The organism is Enorma massiliensis phI (assembly GCF_000311845.1).
Lineage (GTDB): Bacteria > Actinomycetota > Coriobacteriia > Coriobacteriales > Coriobacteriaceae > Enorma > Enorma massiliensis.
In genome coordinates this window covers 1,445,192-1,462,734 of the sequence record NZ_HE978574.1, presented here as the reverse complement: position 1 = coordinate 1,462,734, position 17,543 = coordinate 1,445,192, and the positions used below count along the sequence as shown (strand labels likewise).

Here is a 17,543-nt window from a genome sequence, read left to right as displayed (position 1 = left end):
TTGTATCGGTTTCTGCATGGTAGCAGATGACACCCCGCGCGCGCACGGACATGACGCCACGCGCCCGCGCGGGCGCATGCAAGGATTTGGAGGCGTCGGGGCCAACCCAGGGGCTCCTAGTACGCTATTCCTAGAACGATAAGCCCCACGCAGAGCGCAAGCGCGGCGATATCGCGCCCGGCAAGGGGGTAGCGCTTGTACGCGGAAGCACGGGTTCTCAGGTAGAAGCCGCGCTGCTCTGCCGCGAGCGCTGTGGCATCCGTCTTGCCCACGCTCGATATGAGCAGCGGAATGCAGAGCGGCAGCATGAGGCGAAGCTTCTTGAGAGGGTTGGGCGTGTCGTACTCCACGCCGCGCGCGGTCTGCGCTTCCATGATGGCGTTCATCTCCTGGCTGAATACCGGGACGAAGCGAAGCGCCGTGGTAAAGGTGAATGCATATTGGTACGGTACGTGCAGCACCTCGACGCAGGCGTTCGCGAGGTCGGTGAGCTTGGTGGTTACGAGCGCGGGGATGAGCGGCAGCGCAAGGCAGAGAAGGCGCAGGCATACCATGAGGCCGAGCATGAGGCCCTCATTTGTTATGGAGAGGAAAACGGGCGTTCCCGAGCGCACGAAGATCGCCTGCATGACGAACATGATGATGGAAAGCGGAATAAGCAGTTTGAGAAACGACCGTACCTGGCGCATGACGTGCGCATAGGCGCTCGCAGCGAGCGTGAGCGCAAGCAGCGAGACGAGCACGATGGGGGAATCCGCCGTGAGCGACGAAGCGATGAGCGCGACGGCAAGCGCGATCTTGGTGACCGGATTCAGCCGGTGGAGCAGCGTGGTGCCCGGTACGTAATCGATGACATTAACCATGAAGAACCAGCTCCTCGGTGCATGAGACGACATCTAAGACCTCGTAGAGCCCGAGGAACCGGGGCGAAACCGTGTGCGCAAGCTCGTTCGCGAGCTCAACCACCTGAGGGGGCCTCATGCTCGCTCGCTTCATGAGGCTCTCATCGGCGAAGAGGTCGTGCGTGGGGCCGGCTGCGGCGATCTCGCCATCGGCCATGACGACGAGGCGCTCGGCAAAATCCGAGACGACCTCCATGTCGTGGCAGACCATGATGACGGCGCTCCCGCGGTCCGCCATGCGGCGCACGGTTTCCATGACCGTCATGCACTCGCGATAGTCGAGGCCGCTCGTCGGTTCATCTAGGATCACGAGCTCAGGCTCGAGGACTACGACCGAGGCAAGCGCAACCATTTGGCGCTGTCCACGCGAAAGCGAGAAGGGCACCTCGCCGAGCGGCAAGCCGAAGTCCTCTGCCACTGCGCGCGCCCGTTCCCGGGCCGTCTCGGCGTCCACGCCGCCCAGCTCAAGGCCGAACGCGACCTCATCGAGCACCGTGTCGCGGCAGATCTGATGGTCTGGGTTCTGGAAGAGCGTCGCCGCGTGGCGCGCGATCTGGCTCGTCCTCGCCGTGCGCGTGTCGAGCCCCGCCACCTCGACCGTTCCCGAGGACGGCTTGAGAAGACCGTTCACCAGCTTGGTCGCCGTCGTCTTGCCTGCGCCGTTTTGACCTACGAGCCCTACGAATTCGCCGGGATAGACCTCAAGATTAAGGTGGCGCACCGAGGCGCCGCCGCCAGGGTAGGTGTAGGTAACGTCTCGCAGACGCACGACGGGCGAGGCCCCTGGTTTCACGGCGGGCCGGCGCGGGCTCTCTGCCATGCCGCACTCGCCGGGGCTCGCGATGGTGGAGCGGTCGGCGCCTGCGGTCGCATGGGCGTCAGCGGCAGCGCGGTCGGCGCCTGCGGTCGCATGGGCGGTGGCAATTGCGCGGTCGGCGCCTGCGGTCGCCGCGGCTCTAGGGGCGGGGGAGGAGGCTTTGCACAGGTTCTGGATGAGCAGCGAGGCCTCCCGAACGTTCAGGCAGGGCTCGCCGGCCTCTATGAGCCCGCGCGCGGCAAGGCTGTTCGAGATGCGCGTTACGCGCGGGCTGTCGACGCCGATGCTCCGCAGCTCAGCGCTATGGGAGAACACCTCGCTCGGCGTGCCCTCGAGCGCTATGCGTCCACCCTGCATGACGGCGATGCGGCTCGCATATTCAGAGAGAAGCGCGACCTTTTGCTCGATGATGACCACGGTGACGCCGAGCTCCCGATTGATGCTGCGCAGCGTCTCGAAAACCATGCGCGAGCTGGCGGGGTCGAGCGCTGCCGTGGGCTCGTCGAGAACGAGGACGCGCGGCCGAAGGGCGAGGATGGCGGCGATGGCAACCTTCTGCTTCTGCCCGCCGGATAGCGTGGCGATATCGCGCTCGCGCAAATCGGCGATGCCCACGGTTTCAAGTGCATCAATGACGCGCTCCTCGATTTGGCTGTGCGGAACGCCGAAGTTCTCGAGCCCGAAGAGCATCTCGTCTTCTACGACGGAGGCCACCATCTGCGTGTCGATGTCCTGCAATACGCTCCCCACGACCTGGGAGATATCGGTTAAGGTGACCGCGCAGGTATCCTTGCCGTCAACGAGGACGCTGCCGAAGAGCGGGCCGGTGTAGTGATGGGGGATCGCCCCGGACATAGCCGAGGCGAGTGTGGTTTTGCCAGCGCCGGATGGTCCGATGATGCCGAGGAAGTCTCCAGGGCTCACGCTGAGCGTGACATCGTCAAGCGCTCGAGCGCTTGCCTCGCCATACGAGAACGATACATGATCGATGCGAATGATGGGGTCCATTGCGGGCCGGTTCCCCTTCCTTTGGGCGTTCGTCCGCCCCGTTTGCATGGCCGGGGCGGAACATGGTTTCTAGTCAGCGAGCTTGAGCGCCTTCTTGATGGGCAGGTACAGCGCACCCACGATGATAGCGTTGGCCACGCCCGTACCCAGCACGACGGGGAGCATGATGAGGAGGGTGGCGTTGACGGTGCGGAGGGCATAGATGACGATGACGGCGTAGATGAGACCGGAGAGCGTCGTGGTAACGAAGGTGCCGAGGACGGGCACGATCGCCTTGGCCTTGCCCTTCATGCCGGCTGCGACGATGAGCGCCATAACGAGGGCCGCGATAGGCTCGGCGATGAGGTCCGGGCCCTTGACCGAAGCCGAGATTTGGATGACGGCGCCCGCGATGAGTCCGATGACGAGCGCCTGCGCGGGCTTGGGCCTGACGATGAGGATCTCGAGGCAGAACGCCGCGATGATGAACTCGGGGCTGAGCGTGCCCATGGTGAGGGCAGAAAGCGCCTTGCCGACCGTCATGTTGAGGATGAAGCCGGCTGCCAGCAAGATGGCGAGCAGCACGAGGTTGCGGATGTCAAGCCCGCCACGCTCGGAGGCGGTTACGGTGCGGGGCTGGGAGAAGTTGTTCTGAGGCATGGTGATCAACCTTTCTTGTTGATGGAAGAGGGGAGGTGAAAGTGAGTTGCTGCTCTCATTGGCGGCGGGCGCCCGGAGAGCGTTCGTTGAGGCGCGTGATACGAAAAAGGCCCCCGGTCGAAGCGGAGGCCTTGCTAGATACCTATGGGTAAGGCGCAGGAGCTACCGTCGACCGACCGTATTCGCATCACGCCACCACCAGTTCATGAGGGAGTTGTTGAGCATGGACATCATGGTGGCGGCTCCTTTCGGTCAATCGAGAGTTCGTAGCCGAGCTACCTTGCGTCGCACTATAGCACAGCGGAGCGCGCCGCGGGGAATATTTCCAGCGCGTTTCGAAGCGCCCCATGAAACACGCCCGGCAGCGCACGCGGCGTCCAGATTCCGCCCGGCAACACGGGGCATGCGATGCGCGAGCGCTGCTACTCTTGGGAATCAGCGCGGAGGTTCGAGAACTCGTCAACGATGATATCAAGGCATTTCGGCAGCACCCGAGCGCCGAACACACCCGAGTTATTGGGTATGACCTCGCCGTCGAACTGCATGCCGAGCGAGGGCGTGCAGGTAATCTTGGCGGTTTTCGCCTGGAAGGTCTTGAACTGCGGCCGCCCGAGCCCGCGCCCGGCGGGGTCGAATACCGCGGCGGCCACGGTGGGCAGAAGCCCTACGAGCGTCGTGGGTTCCACGACGGCGATGTCGATGAGCCCATCGTCCATGCGGCAATCGGGGAACAGGTTGATTTCATTCTGGATGCCGGCGGTGTTGCCCACCATGCACGAGATGCCGTCAAGTTCGTCGACTTCGCCGTCATGCTCGATGGTGAAGTGAGCCACCTGCGGCTCCGGGGTGGAGAGGGCTGAGAGCACGTAAGCGATCTCGCCGATATCGTTTTTCGTGGGCGCTGCTTTCTCCATGATGGTGGCATCGAAGCCCGACCCGGCGATGTTGATGAAGCCGTGTCGGCGCGTCTCGCCGGATTCATCGACCCAGAACAGCTCTCCCATGTCGACCTTCGCCGTGATGCCGGCGCGGCAGGCCTGAGCGAGCGCGGCTGCGTCCGGGGCGTTGCCTACGTTTTGGAAGTAGAGGTTCGCGGTGCCGGAAGGGAACACGAGGATGGGAACGCCGCAGTCGCGGAGGTGGTCGAGAACGTTCGCGACCGTTCCGTCGCCGCCCGAGACGACGATGCGGTCAAAGGACCGGGCGTCGGCCACGGCCTCCTCGGTCTCCAATGCCTCGCCGATGCACCTCATCACGACTTCGTCGCCAGTGGCGAGCAAGGCATGAATGAAGGTGAATATTTCATCCGAATGCGGACCCGACGCAAGGTTGTGGACGATGAGACAGCGCATACCCTGTTCCCGTTCTAGCCGAAGGCGAGTATAGTTACAGACAGTAATGCCGTTATCCTACCCCGTGACGCGTCGGGGTTCCTCGAGACGACGGGGGAGCATGTATATTTCCACAGAAGCGGATCTTGCAGCGTTTTGCGACCGCGCGGCCGCCTTCGACGCCGTTGCGGTCGACACCGAGTTCTTGCGTGAGCGCACCTATCATCCGCGGCTCTGCCTGGTGCAGGTCGCAACGCCCGAAGAATCGGTCGCCATCGATCCCATCGCCCTCGACGACCTCGCCCCGCTCGCGGACCTGCTTGCAAACGAGCGCGTCATCAAAGTCTTCCATGCGTGCCCGCAAGATATGGAGGTCCTGCTGCAGTCGCTCGGCGTGCTTCCCGCTCCGATCTTTGATACGCAGGTCGCGGCAGCCTTCTTGGGCGAGCGCCTGCAGACCTCATACAACGGCCTCGTTCATGCCTTCTTGGGAATCTCGCTGCCCAAGAGCGAGTCGCTCACCGATTGGTCGCGCCGCCCTCTCACGGAGAAGCAGCTCGAGTACGCCCTCGATGATGTGCGCTATCTCATTCAGGCCTATCACGTCATGGTCGAGCGGCTGCAGCGGCTCGGCAGGCTCTCGTGGGTGCTTGACGAGATTCGGCCGCTCGCCGAGCGCGCTCATTACGAGGTCGACCGCCGGCAGGTCTATAAGCGCGTGAAGCGCGTGAGCTCTTGCACGCGTCGCCAGCTGGGCGTGGCTCGCGAGCTCGCTGCCTGGCGCGAGGGGAGGGCCGAGCGGTATAACATCCCGCGCAAATGGGTGATGTCCGACGAGGTACTGCTCGCCCTCGTTAAGCGCGCGCCGCGTGACGTTTCGAATTTCCGCAGCATCCGAGGGACCGAGCAGCTTTCCGAAGACGATGTGACGGCCGCCCTCATGGCTATCGGGCGCGGCCTCAGCTGCCCGTCCGACCATCTCCCGCCCGTCTTCCATGCGCGGAAAGCGCCCTCAAGCGATCTGGAGAGCGTCACGGACCTCATGTACGCCCTCATCCGCTTGGTTTCTGATCAGTCGGGCGTGGCGACGGCCATGATCGCATCGCGCGACGATCTCGCCGAGTACATCGATCATCCCGAGCGGAGCCGCCTTCGCGACGGCTGGCGCTTCGAGCTTTTGGGCACGCGCCTGGATGATCTGCTCTCGGGCAACATGGGCCTCACGGTCAAGGACCGCAAGATTGAAATCCTGTAGAGCGGGAAGATTTCTCGCCTAAAGCCCGTTCCCTCCTTGATGAAGATGGGGAACGGGCGCCTTGTCATAGATGTTCCCCGCCGATATGGGTACAACATGCTCGTTCGTCATCAATGCGAGAAAGTGAGGGCATATGCCGCTCTATTATGGATACGGGTATGGCTACGGGGCGATGTTCGACCCGTTGTACCTGGTGGTCGTTATCGTTTCGCTCGTCTTGGGCCTCGCGGCGCAGGCCTATATCAACCGCGCCTACCGCACCTGGTCCAAGGTTTCCTCAGATGGATGTTCCGGTGAGGACGTCGCCCGGCGCATGCTCGAGGCGAACGGCTGCGGGGCGGTGGGCATCCGCCGCGTGAACGGGCACCTTACCGACCACTACGACCCGCGTGATAACAACCTCTACCTCTCGAGCGAGAACATGCTCGGCGGATCGGTCGCCTCGGTCGCGGTCGCCTGTCACGAGGCGGGGCACGCGGTGCAGCGCGCCCGCGGTTTCAGCATGTTCAAGATGCGCCAGGCGCTCGTGCCGGTCGTTAACTTCACCCAGAGCATCTGGATGATCGTGCTTTTGCTCGGCATCTTCATGAACATGGCGGGGCTCACCACGATCGCAATCGCGCTTTTCGCGTTCTCGGTCGTCTTCCAGCTGGTCACGCTTCCCGTTGAGTTCGATGCAAGCCGCCGTGCGGTCGCCTACATCCAGGAATCGGGTATGAGCGCGCAGCAGGTCGAGGGCGCGCGCAAGGTGCTCACCGCTGCGGCGCTCACCTATGTGGCCGCGGCTCTTACCTCGATCTTGCAGCTCCTGTATCTGTTGGCGCGCACGCAGCGCTCGCAGAACGACTAGCGCCCTGCCAAAAAACGTGTCCGGGCGGCGCGTTAGACTGCATGGAGCATGAGAGAAGGGAGCCAGGTGTGGAGGGATGGAATCTAACGGGGGCTCGTGCAGGGTCGTCTGCCGCCGGGCAGCGCCCTTCCGCGCGCCGAAGCGGGGGGTCTCAGGGAGGCTTTCCGTGGGAGGGCCCGGATACCCCAGCTGCCGCCAGCCGCGACGATGACGCGCTCTCGGTATCGCAGGCCGTCGAGCTTGCTGCCGGCGCGCTTGACGCGCTGCCAACGCTAACCGTCATAGGTGAGGTCACGGGGTTTCGCGGTCCTAACGCGCGAAGCGGTCACTGCTATTTCCAGATTAAGGACGACGACGCGGCGGTCGACTGCATCATCTGGCGCGGTGTGTACGGGAAGCGGACCTTCGACCTGCGCGACGGCATGCAGGTCCAGTTCACGGGCAACTTCAACCTGTACAAGCCCACGGGGCGCATGAGCTTCGTGGCAAAGACGTTCTCGCTGGCGGGGGAGGGGCTGCTGCGTCAGCAGGTGGCTGCGCTTGCCGAGAAACTTCGCCGCGAAGGCCTTATGGACGAGGCCCGCAAGCGCCCCATCCCTGCGTTCTGCACGCGCGTGGCCGTGGTCACGTCGCTCTCGGGGGCGGTGATCGACGACGTGAAGCGTACGCTCCGTCGGCGCAACCCGTTGGTGGAGCTCGTGTGCGTCGGAGCCAAGGTCCAAGGGGAGGGGGCGCCTGCCGAGCTCATATCGGGCCTGGGGCGCGCGGCGGCCATGAGTCCCGCCCCCGATTGCATCCTGCTCGTTCGCGGCGGCGGATCCTACGAGGACCTCATGACCTTCAACGACGAGGCGCTCGCGCGTGCGGTGGCGTCGTGTCCCGTTCCGGTTGTGACGGGCATCGGGCACGAGCCGGATACCTCGATTTGCGACATGGTGAGCGACCGGCGCTGCTCGACGCCCACCGCTGCGGCGGAGTCGGTGGCCCCTGCCATGAGCGACCTGGCGGACCTTCTTTCGTCGCGTGGGCATCGTCTCGCGCTCGCGGCGTCTTCGAGGGTCGAGGGCGCTCGCGTGCAGATCGAGGGCCTGGACGGGCGCATATCGAACGCCATGGCCTCGCGGCTCAAGGGGCTCGGCGCCGCGCTCGACGCGGCAGCATCGCGCCCCTGCCTCAAGAGCCCTCAAGCTATCGTGGAGCGCCGGCGCGCCGAGCTCGCGCAGACCGCCGACCGCCTATCTGCGAGCACATCGGGCTTCGAGGTGCGCGGCCATGCACTTGCACTCGCATCGGAACGCCTGGCCAACCAAGGCCGCGGCCTGGTGCGGGCGCGGTTGGCAGAGCTTGCGTCCAGCGCGGCTTCGCTCGAGGCGCTTTCACCCCTCAAGGTCCTTGCGCGCGGGTACGCCATCGCCTACGGGGAATCTGGTGTAGCCACCCGCGCCGCCTCGTTTGCTCCGGGTGCGCCCGTTCGCGTGCGCATGGCAGACGGCGACGTGTACGGATCGGTAACAAAGGTGGAGATGCTCGATGCGCGGGCATCCCGGCATGAATAGAAAGGTACGGCTATGGCAGAGCAGAAAAAGGTCGAGGAGCTGACCTACAAAGAGGCTTCGCAGGAGCTTGAGCGAATCATTCGCTCCCTTGAGTCCGGCGATATGGAGCTCGAGGAGTCGCTTGAGAGCTATACGCGCGGCGTCGAGTTGCTGAAGAGCCTTCGCGGCCGCTTGAGCGAGGCCGAGCAGAAGGTCTCCATCCTTCTTCAGGACGTTGATGGCACGGATACCCTCGTGCCCGCCGACGCAGCTTCTACCGACGACAAGCTGAGCTTCTAGCTTGCCCTGCGAGGCAGGCGCGGCGCGCTACAATGGGAGCAACGGGGCCGCACTGGGACCCACTTCGAAAGGAGCTCGCTTTGACCGACACCGACTGCATCTTCTGCAAAATCGCGTCCCACGAGATTCCCTCGACCATCGTGTACGAGGACGATCTGGTCATCGCGTTCGATGACCTTTCTCCGCAGGCTCCCGTGCACACGTTGGTAATTCCCAAGGATCACTACCGGGATATCACGGACGGCGTGCCCGCGGAAACGCTCGCTGCCATGACCCATGCCATCGATGAGGTGGCGCGCGCGAAGGGGCTTACCGACGGCTTCCGTGTCATTACCAACAAGGGTGCGGATGCCGGGCAGACGGTCATGCACTTCCACATGCATGTTCTCGGCGGAAAGCCGCTTGGCGAAGGGCTTCTCTAGCCGCCGCCCCGATGGTGATTCGGGGTATGATTAATCCTATGCAGCGTCCATATGCGGTCCAACCGCCCGACTAGAGGGAGTCACATGAACGTTCTCGTTATCAACGCAGGTAGCTCATCGCTTAAATACCAGCTGCTCAACACCAAGACTCGTGAGGTGTTTGCCAAGGGCAACGCCGAGCGCATCGGAATCGATGGGTCGTTCATCGGCCATAGCGAGCATGGTGGTCCCAAGGCCAAGACCCCGGTCGAGCTGCCGGATCACCGCGCCGCTTTGCAGGAGATCTTCAAGCTGCTCAAAAGCGTTGACGTCAAGATCGAGGGCATCGGCCACCGCGTGGTTCAGGGTGGCTGGTACTTCCCCGAGTCAGCTGTCGTGACCGACGAGACGCTCGCCCAGGTTCGCGAGGTCGCGCCCCTCGCGCCGCTCCACAACTATGCGGAGGCCGACGTCATCGAGATCTGCCGCGACATGTATCCCGAGCTCGGCAACGTGATCGTGCCGGACACCGCATTCCACTACAACATGCCCGAGCACGCATGGCGCTACGCCCTCCCGCGCGATGTGGTTGAGAAGTACCACATCCGCAAGTACGGCGCGCACGGCACGAGCCATCGTTATATCTGGCGTACGGTCAACGAGTTCACGGGCGGTTCCACCCACAAGCTCGTGAGCTGCCATTTGGGATCGGGCGCGTCGCTTTGCGCCATCGAGGACGGCCGTTGCATGGACACCACCATGGGCCTCACCCCGCTCGACGGCCTCATCATGGGAACGCGTTGCGGCACCCTCGACCCTGCGACGGTCTTCTACCTTTACCGCGAGGCCGGCATGTCCATCGATGAGATCGACACCATGATGAACAAGCAGTCCGGCCTGCTCGCCGTCTCGGGCCTTTCCTCCGATTCGCGCGATATTCGCGCCGCCGAGCACGAAGGCGACGAGAAGTGCATCATGGCCATCTCCATGTACAACTATCGCTGCGCTCAGCTCATCGCCGAGATGGCCGCATCGATGCAGGGCATGGATACGATCGCCTTCACCGCGGGCACCGGCGAGGGCTCGTCTGAGATTCGCTACAAGGTCTGCGACCTGCTCGGCTGGCTGGGCGTCAAGATCGACCCCGAGCTCAACGAGATCCAGTCCGACGACGCGCGCGTTATCTCTGCACCCGACTCTGCCGTCAAGGTGCTCGTGGTGCCCACCAACGAGGAGCTTATGATCGCCCTCGACGTCGAGGCGCTGCTGGGCTAGCCGGCACATCTCACCGGGTGGTCGCGTAGGACGTCCAGCGGTTAACGTTCGGTGTGCGCGAGCTCATGGAATTGTTTGCAGGGGTCTGCTTGCGTTATGCTTGCAGACCCCTTGTCTATCATGCGGAGATGGGAGGTCAGGAATGAGAGACGCGTTTTCGACGCTTCACCCGGGCGTGCTCATGCTCTATTTTGCCGGCGTCATCGTGGCGAGCATGTTCATCATGCATCCGGTGTGCCTGGCCATCTCGCTGCTCTCTGCAACCGCATATGCGCTCTATCTTGGCCGCCGGCGTGCCCTCCGGTTCGTGCTCACGGCGGCAGTTCCCATGCTGGTGCTGTTCGCGGTGCTTAATCCCGTGGTCAACCATGCCGGGGACACCGTGCTTGCCACGGTGCTCGGCGCGCCGCTCACATTGGAGTCGATTGCCTACGGTCTCGCCGCGGGCGGTATGTTCGTCTCGGTCATCACGTGGTTCTACTGCTGCAACAGGGTAATGGCTTCCGATGCGGTGCTCTATCTCTTTGGTGGAATCGCGCCCTCGCTCGCCCTGCTCGTCACGATGGTGGTCCGGCTCGTTCCGCACCTGGGCGCCCGCGCCCATGCCATCATCCGCGCTCAGCGAGGCGTTGGCTGCGACGTGGGGGAGGGGACCGTCGTGGAGCGGGCGCGCCGCGGCCTCAAGGTCATCTCCATCTTGACGAGCTGGGCGCTGGAGAGCTCCGTCGACGCTGCCGATTCCATGCGTTCGCGCGGGTACGGTTTGCCGGGGCGTACGCGCTGCGCGGCGTACCGTTTCACCGTTCGCGACGGCGTGGTTGCCTCGATTATCGCGATTGCAGAGGCCCTCGTGCTTGCGGGGTCCCTGGCGGGAGCCACGGCCGTCTCATATCTTCCGGCGATTGCTCTTCCCGCTGCTGGCGCGCCGGAGGGTTTCGTGTACGCTGTCTGGGGCCTGCTCTGCCTGCTTCCGTTTGCTCTCGATTGTTGGGAGGGGCTCGCATGGGCGCGCTCGATGTCACGGGCCTAACGTTCACGTATCCGGGTTGCGAGGAGCCTGCACTGCTCGATGTGCGGTTCTCGGTTGCCTCGGGAGACTTCGTTGTGGTGTGCGGCCGCTCTGGGTCCGGCAAATCGACCCTGCTTCGTCATATGAAGGCCTCGCTCGCCCCTCACGGTGAGCGCGCGGGTGGCGTTGCGTTCTTCGGCACTCCCATAGAAGAGGTGGACGATCGCCGCCAGGCAGCCGAGATCGGCTTCGTGCTCCAGGACCCCGATAGCCAGTTCGTCTGCGATACCGTTGCCCATGAGCTTGCGTTCGGGCTTGAAAACCTTGGCGTTCCAGGGCCTCAGATTCGCCTGCGCGTCGCGGAGATGGCGAGTTTCTTCGGAATCCAGGACTGGTTCGATGAGGAGGCATCGAGCTTATCGGGCGGGCAGAAGCAGCTCGTGAACCTCGCCGCCGTGATGGTGCTCCAGCCTCGCCTGATCGTGCTCGACGAGCCGACCGCGCAGCTCGACCCCATGGCGGCAACTGAGTTCTTCGACACGCTTCGCCGAATCAACAGGGAACTTGGAACGACGGTCGTGCTCTCCGAGCAGCGGCTAGAGGAGGCCCTGCCATGGGCCGACCGGGTGCTTGCGCTTGAGGGCGGGCGCGTGCTCGCCTACGACGAACCGCGCGCCGTTTGCCGTGCGCTCGCCGCGGCGGGTAGCGATATGTTCCAGGCGATGCCGACTGCCGCGCGGGTGTGCGCCGCGGTGGAGGGCGCTTCCCTTCGCGCTTCCGAGCACGTGCCGCTTACCGTGCGCGACGGTCGGTCGTGGCTGGTTCAGCGTCAGCTTCATGGGATCGTCGAGGTCCCTGAAGCGCCGCGTCGTTCTTCGGAGCGCCCCATGGTCGAGCTCAGGGAGGTGTGGTTCCGGTACGAGAAGGGCAGAGACGACGTTTTGCGTGGCTGCGCGCTCGCGGTGGATCGCGGCTCCTGGCATTGCATCGTGGGGGCAAACGGCGCCGGTAAATCGACGATGCTAGGGGTCGTTGCCGGTCTCGATCGCCCGTACCGGGGGAAGGTGCTCGTGAACGGCCGCCCCGTGCACAAGATTCCTGCGCGGGAGCGCTACAAGGGGCTGCTTGGCGTGATGCCGCAGAACCCCCAAGCGCTTTTCGTTGAGCGGACCGTCGGGCTCGACGTGGGGGAGATGCTCTCGCCGGCGCTGGATACCACGGCTCATGCGGCAGAGGTACGCCGCGTATGCGAGCTCGTGGAGATTGAACACCTGCTTGACAAACACCCCTTCGATCTCTCGGGCGGGGAACAGCAGCGCGTCGCGCTCGCCAAGATCTTGCTCCAGGCCCCGCGCGTGCTCTTGCTTGACGAACCCACGAAGGGGCTTGACGCTCCGTTCAAGCGCAAGCTTGCCCAGATCATCCATCGCTTGCAAGACGATGGGGTAACCATCATCATGGTTTCCCACGATATCGAGTTCTGTGCGCGGAATGCCGATGCATGCTCGCTGATGTTCGCGGGCGAGATCGTCCATACGGCGCCGACCCGATCCTTCTTCGCGGGCAACAGCTTCTACACGACCGCGGCGAACCGCATGGCGCGCGGTATCGTGCCCGCCGCCATCATCGATGAGGATGTGATTCGAGCTTGTCAGATACGATAGGGGCACCATCGGGGCGAGAAGAGCGCAAGACGCCGCGGAACTGGCGTACCTTGGTCGCGCTCGGCGTCATCGTTGCGCTTTTTGCCTTTTTGCTGGCGAGCGGCGTTCGCCTGCAGACGGCGGGCATCTCGTTCAGCGTGGCCGGCGTCGATGTTGAATGGCGCCTCTATTACCTCGTCGCATTGCTCATCATCGTAGGTACGATGATCCCCTTCTTCGCTGTATTCGAGCGCAGGCGCTCCCAAGCGCGCGAGCTCGTGGTGCTGGCTACCCTTTCGGCGCTTGCCGTGGCGGGGCGCGTCGCATTCTTCTTCCTGCCGCAGTTCAAGCCGGTCTGCGCCATCGTGGTGATAGCCGGTGCCTGCTTTGGCGGGGAGTCAGGTTTTCTCGTGGGCGCCGTTGCCGGATTCGTGTCCAACTTCTTCTTCGGGCAGGGCCCGTATACGCCATGGCAGATGTTTTGCTTCGGCATCGTGGGCTTCGTTGCGGGCCTGCTCTTTCACAAGGGGCCCCTCAAGCCTACGCGCGGCGCGCTTTGCGTATATGGAGGCATTTCGACGCTTGTGCTGTATGGGGGCGTGATCAACCTGGGATCGCTTCTCATCATGGGCATGCCGCTCACTCCGGCGGCGATCATCGCGTGCTATGCGAGCGCATTGCCCTTCGACCTCGTCCATGCAGCAGCGAGCGTCTTCTTTCTCTTCGTGCTCGGCGCTCCCATGCAACAGAAGATCGAGCGCATCAAGACCAAATACGGCTTCAGCAATCAATAGCCCTGCTGCCACAATCTTGATCGTCACCCATGCACGATCCCGCCCTTTTCAAGGCTGCGCCTTGAAAAGCAGGGTCCCAACCCCCTCAGTCCACCATCCCCGCAGCCCCTGAGCGCTAAGCGCGCTCCCTGCCCCGTTGTCCGTGAGCGATTCCGCAGGAATTCGGCACGCCGAATTCCGAGGACCAGCGAACGGACAACGGGGCAGGGAGCAACCGGGAGCCTACGCGCTCAGCTGCGCCTGCACGCAGGTGATGGCCACCACGCCCACGATGTCGTCTGCGGAGCATCCGCGGGACAGGTCGTTGACCGGTTTGGCGATGCCCTGCAGGATGGGGCCGTAGGCCTCGGCCTGGCCGAAGCGCTGCACCAGCTTGTAGCCGATGTTGCCGGCAGCGAGGTCCGGGAACACCAGCACGTTCGCCGACCCGGCAACCGTCGAATCGGGGGCCTTGAGCTCGGCCACCTTGGGAACGATGGCGGCATCGAGCTGCAGGTCTCCGTCGATAGCGATCTCGGGTGCCTTCTCCTTGCAGAAGGCAACGGCTTCCTGCACCTTCTTGGCGGTATCGCCGCCGGCCGACCCCATCGTGGAGTAGGAGAGGAGCGCTACCTTGGGCTCGACCTCGCCCATGAAGGTCTTCCAGGAGTGGGCGGAGGCGATGGCGATCTCGGAGAGCTCATCGGAGGTGGGGGCGATGTTCAGGCCGCAGTCGGCGAAGATCACGGTGCCGTTGGCGCCGAAGTCCGGCGTCTGGGTGCACATGACCATGAAGGCGCTCACGAGCTTGGTGCCGGGGGCGGTCTTCAGGATCTGAAGGGCGGGGCGCAGTGTATCGGCGGTGGAATGGCACGCGCCCGAGACGAGGCCGTCGGCGTCGCCCATCTTCACCATCATGGTGCCGTAGTAGGTGTTATCCATGATCTGCGCGCGGGCCTGCTCGATGGTGACCCCCTTCTTCGCGCGAAGCTCGGCAAACTTCTGCGCATAGGCCTCGTGCTTGGGGGCCGTGGGGCTCTTGGGGTTGATGACCTGCGCGCCGGGCACGTCGATTTCAGCGGGGTCGCCCAAGATCACGATATTGGCCAGGCCCTCCGCAATGATCTTTTTGGCGGCCTCGATGGTGCGCGGGTCCTCGCCCTCGGGCAGCACGATGGTCTTCAGATCCTGCTTCGCCGTCTGCTTCATGCGGTCTAGGAAGTCACTCATAGTTCTCCTCGAGTTTCGGGCTCGGCACCCACGACGGGCACCGTCTCGGTCGTCGAACCGAGCGATTGCCTCCATTGCCGCGGCATGTTGAGCTTTCCTTGTGTGGCATGACCATTATAGGGCGCTGAGCGCTATAATCGCTTAGATAATTGACGGATCGGCAATCGATCGCAGTCAGAAAAACCCTGCAAGGAGCATGTATGCAGATCTCTAACGGTCTTCCGGCAACCTTCAACCCCGATGCGTACGACATGATCGTGGTGGGTGCCGGGTACGCCGGCTCGGTATGCGCGCGCCGTGTGGCGGAGGGCGCTGGATTTCGCGTCGCGGTGCTCGAGCGCCGCGAGCACATCGCGGGCAACGCCTACGACTACGTGAACGACGAGGGCATCCTCGTCCACAAGTACGGTCCGCACATCTACCACACCTACAGCGAGCGCGTGCACGAGTTCCTCTCGCGCTTTACCAAGTGGACGGATTACCAGCACAAGGTGCTTGCCAACATCCACGGCACCCTTATGCCCGTTCCCTTCAACCACACGAGCCTTAAGCTCGCGTTCGGCGAAGATCGTGGCGAAGAGCTGTATCGTAAGCTCGTTGACACCTTCGGTGAGGACAAGAAGGTCCCCATCATGGAGCTCCGCCAAAAGAACGATCCGGACCTCCAGGAGGTCGCGGACTATGTCTACGAGAACGTCTTCCTCTATTACACGATGAAGCAGTGGGGCCAAACGCCCGACCAGATCGATCCGTCGGTGACCGGCCGCGTGCCCGTGTTCATCGGCGATGACGACCGCTACTTCCCGCAGGCTCCCTATCAGGGCATGCCCGAGGATGGCTACACCGTTCTGTTCGAGCATATGCTCGACCACGACCTCATCGACGTGTTCGTTGGCGTCGACGCTCGCGATATCTTCACGCTCGATGAGAACAACGTGAGCGTTTGCGGCAAGGTCTATGGCGGCGAGATCGTCTACACCGGTCCCCTCGACGAGCTCTTCAACCTCGACCTTGGCGCGCTTCCGTACCGTACGCTCGACATGCAGTTCGAGACGCTCGAGCAGGACCAGTTCCAGCCCGTTGGCACGGTGAACTACACCACGAGCGAGGACTTCACGCGCATCACCGAGTTCAAGAACATGACCGGTCAGGTGGTTCCTGGAAAGACCACCATCATGAAGGAGTTCAGCCACGCTTACGAGCCGGGCAGCGGTCAGACACCCTACTACGCGATCATCGATCCTAAGAACCGCGCGCTGTACGAGCGCTACCTTGAGCGTGTCCAGAACCTCACGAACTTCCATCCGGTCGGTCGCCTTGCCGAGTACCGCTATTACGACATGGACGCGGTGACCGATTCTGCCCTCGAACTCTCCGACGAAATCATTTCCTGCCATGCATAAAATCATCTCTTTCGGTATTCCCTGCTACAACTCTGCCGCCGATATGGACCATTGCATCACCTCGATTCTCGAGGGGAGCAATTTTGCCGAAGACGTCGAGATCATCATCGTCGACGACGGCAGTAAGGACGAGACGCCCGCCAAGGCCGATGAATGGGCCGCGCGCTATCCGAGCATCATCAAGGTGGTTCACCAGGAAAACGGTGGTCATGGCATCGCGCTGCTCGCCGGTCTGCGCGAGGCGCAGGGCACGTACTACAAGGTCGTCGATTCCGACGACTGGCTCGACGCCGCGGCGCTTTCCACCATGCTGAGCCTCCTGCGCGGCTTCGAAGAGCGCGACATGCGCGTTGACCTCTTCATCTCGAATTACGTGTACGAGAAGGTTTACGAAGGCAAGCACGTGACCATCAGCTATCACGGTGCCCTGCCCCGTAAGAAGGTCTTCACGTGGGATAAGATCGGGTATTTCCGCCCCGACCAGAACCTGCTCATGCACAGTCTTTGCTACCGGGTCGACGTTCTGCGCGAGGCCAACCTACCGCTTCCGGCGCACACGTTCTACGTGGATAACATCTATGCCTACGTGCCGCTGCCGCACTGCAAGACCATGTACTACGCCGACATCGACCTCTATCGCTACTTCATCGGGCGCGAGGGGCAGAGCGTGAACGAGGCGACCATGATTCGCCGTCTCGACCAGCAGTTCCGCATCACGCGCATCATGATGAACGCGTATCACCTCTATACCGACGTGAAGGAACCGCGCCTTGCGTCTTATATGATGGGGTATTTCACCATGATGATGTCGGTGTGCTCCATCTTCTCCAAGCTTTCGGAGGAAGATCGCTGGAAAGAGGAGAACAAACGCCTCTGGGCCGAACTCAAGGAGTACGACGAGCGCATGTACCGCCATGCGCGCTGTGGCATCTTGGGTATCGGCACGAACCTGCCCACGAAGGCGGGGGAGAAGGCCTCGATCGGGCTCTATCGCGCAGCGAGCAAGATCTTCAAATTCAATTAATATCGCTCCCGTCGGTGCCCAGGCATATCGCCCCGTGCTCAAACATACTCGAAGGCCCGGCGCTGCCAGGCCTTCTGCGTAACTGCGCGCGGAACGATATGCCCGGGCACCTGCTCGATATGCACTTGCGCAAATTTGGGCGGTAGGA

Annotated in this window: 16 protein-coding genes; 11 read left to right on the top strand and 5 right to left on the bottom strand. The window is 63.1% G+C overall.

Going from position 1 to position 17,543, the window contains the following annotated elements; all coding sequences use genetic code 11:
* Positions 1-116: 116 nt before the first annotated feature.
* The 4 genes from HGEM_RS06125 to HGEM_RS06110 form a co-directional block, all read right to left on the bottom strand.
* Entirely contained in the window at positions 117-863 is a 747-nt protein-coding gene (locus HGEM_RS06125; RefSeq protein ID WP_019128546.1) for an energy-coupling factor transporter transmembrane component T family protein, read from the bottom strand.
* A complete protein-coding gene (locus tag HGEM_RS06120) occupies positions 856-2,727 on the bottom strand; it encodes an ABC transporter ATP-binding protein (RefSeq protein ID WP_019128545.1) in 1,872 nt (623 codons plus the stop codon). The genes HGEM_RS06125 and HGEM_RS06120 overlap by 8 nt, the downstream gene beginning before the upstream one ends.
* A 69-nt stretch (positions 2,728-2,796) precedes the next feature.
* Positions 2,797-3,366 carry a hypothetical protein gene (locus HGEM_RS06115; RefSeq protein ID WP_019128544.1) on the bottom strand — a complete coding sequence of 190 codons (570 nt, stop codon included), beginning with the start codon at positions 3,364-3,366 and terminating at the stop codon, positions 2,797-2,799.
* A gap of 422 nt (positions 3,367-3,788) precedes the next feature.
* Entirely contained in the window at positions 3,789-4,718 is a 930-nt protein-coding gene (locus tag HGEM_RS06110) for a diacylglycerol/lipid kinase family protein (RefSeq protein WP_019128543.1), read from the bottom strand.
* A gap of 100 nt (positions 4,719-4,818) precedes the next feature.
* On the opposite strand from HGEM_RS06110, the gene rnd reads away from it, so the two are divergent.
* From rnd to HGEM_RS06065, 9 genes are all read left to right on the top strand, one after another.
* Positions 4,819-5,952 carry a ribonuclease D gene (rnd, locus tag HGEM_RS06105; RefSeq protein WP_019128542.1) on the top strand — a complete coding sequence of 378 codons (1,134 nt, stop codon included), beginning with the start codon at positions 4,819-4,821 and terminating at the stop codon, positions 5,950-5,952.
* A 133-nt stretch (positions 5,953-6,085) separates the two neighbouring features.
* Positions 6,086-6,802 carry a zinc metallopeptidase gene (locus HGEM_RS06100; protein ID WP_019128541.1) on the top strand — a complete coding sequence of 239 codons (717 nt, stop codon included), beginning with the start codon at positions 6,086-6,088 and terminating at the stop codon, positions 6,800-6,802.
* A 68-nt stretch (positions 6,803-6,870) separates the two neighbouring features.
* Complete coding sequence (gene xseA / locus HGEM_RS10015) at positions 6,871-8,358, top strand: exodeoxyribonuclease VII large subunit (protein WP_019128540.1); 1,488 nt, start codon at positions 6,871-6,873, stop codon at positions 8,356-8,358.
* A 12-nt stretch (positions 8,359-8,370) separates the two neighbouring features.
* Positions 8,371-8,637 (top strand): exodeoxyribonuclease VII small subunit, encoded by a 267-nt coding sequence (gene xseB, locus HGEM_RS10240; RefSeq protein ID WP_019128539.1) that lies wholly within the window; start codon positions 8,371-8,373, stop codon positions 8,635-8,637.
* Positions 8,638-8,669: 32 nt separating this feature from the next.
* The gene (locus tag HGEM_RS06085) at positions 8,670-9,059 is read left to right on the top strand and encodes a histidine triad nucleotide-binding protein (RefSeq protein ID WP_051008448.1); all 390 of its coding nucleotides are present in this window, start codon (positions 8,670-8,672) and stop codon (positions 9,057-9,059) included.
* A gap of 84 nt (positions 9,060-9,143) precedes the next feature.
* Positions 9,144-10,313 carry an acetate/propionate family kinase gene (locus tag HGEM_RS06080; protein ID WP_019128537.1) on the top strand — a complete coding sequence of 390 codons (1,170 nt, stop codon included), beginning with the start codon at positions 9,144-9,146 and terminating at the stop codon, positions 10,311-10,313.
* 142 nt (positions 10,314-10,455) lie between these two features.
* The gene (locus tag HGEM_RS06075) at positions 10,456-11,343 is read left to right on the top strand and encodes an energy-coupling factor transporter transmembrane component T (protein ID WP_019128536.1); all 888 of its coding nucleotides are present in this window, start codon (positions 10,456-10,458) and stop codon (positions 11,341-11,343) included.
* Positions 11,316-12,986 carry an ABC transporter ATP-binding protein gene (locus tag HGEM_RS06070; protein ID WP_019128535.1) on the top strand — a complete coding sequence of 557 codons (1,671 nt, stop codon included), beginning with the start codon at positions 11,316-11,318 and terminating at the stop codon, positions 12,984-12,986. The genes HGEM_RS06075 and HGEM_RS06070 overlap by 28 nt, the downstream gene beginning before the upstream one ends.
* A complete protein-coding gene (locus tag HGEM_RS06065) occupies positions 12,971-13,759 on the top strand; it encodes an ECF transporter S component (RefSeq protein ID WP_230197229.1) in 789 nt (262 codons plus the stop codon). The genes HGEM_RS06070 and HGEM_RS06065 overlap by 16 nt, the downstream gene beginning before the upstream one ends.
* A gap of 222 nt (positions 13,760-13,981) precedes the next feature.
* Here HGEM_RS06065 and pta read toward each other — a convergent pair whose 3' ends face one another.
* On the bottom strand, positions 13,982-14,968 hold the full coding sequence (pta, locus tag HGEM_RS06060; RefSeq protein WP_019128533.1) for a phosphate acetyltransferase: 987 nt from the start codon (positions 14,966-14,968) through the stop codon (positions 13,982-13,984).
* A 200-nt stretch (positions 14,969-15,168) separates the two neighbouring features.
* On the opposite strand from pta, the gene glf reads away from it, so the two are divergent.
* Both glf and HGEM_RS06050 read left to right on the top strand, forming a co-directional pair.
* Positions 15,169-16,371, top strand: coding sequence for a UDP-galactopyranose mutase (glf, locus tag HGEM_RS06055; RefSeq protein ID WP_019128532.1), 1,203 nt, complete (start codon positions 15,169-15,171; stop codon positions 16,369-16,371).
* Complete coding sequence (locus HGEM_RS06050; protein WP_019128531.1) at positions 16,364-17,395, top strand: glycosyltransferase family 2 protein; 1,032 nt, start codon at positions 16,364-16,366, stop codon at positions 17,393-17,395. Before glf ends, HGEM_RS06050 begins: the two co-directional genes overlap by 8 nt.
* Positions 17,396-17,543 lie beyond the last annotated feature (148 nt).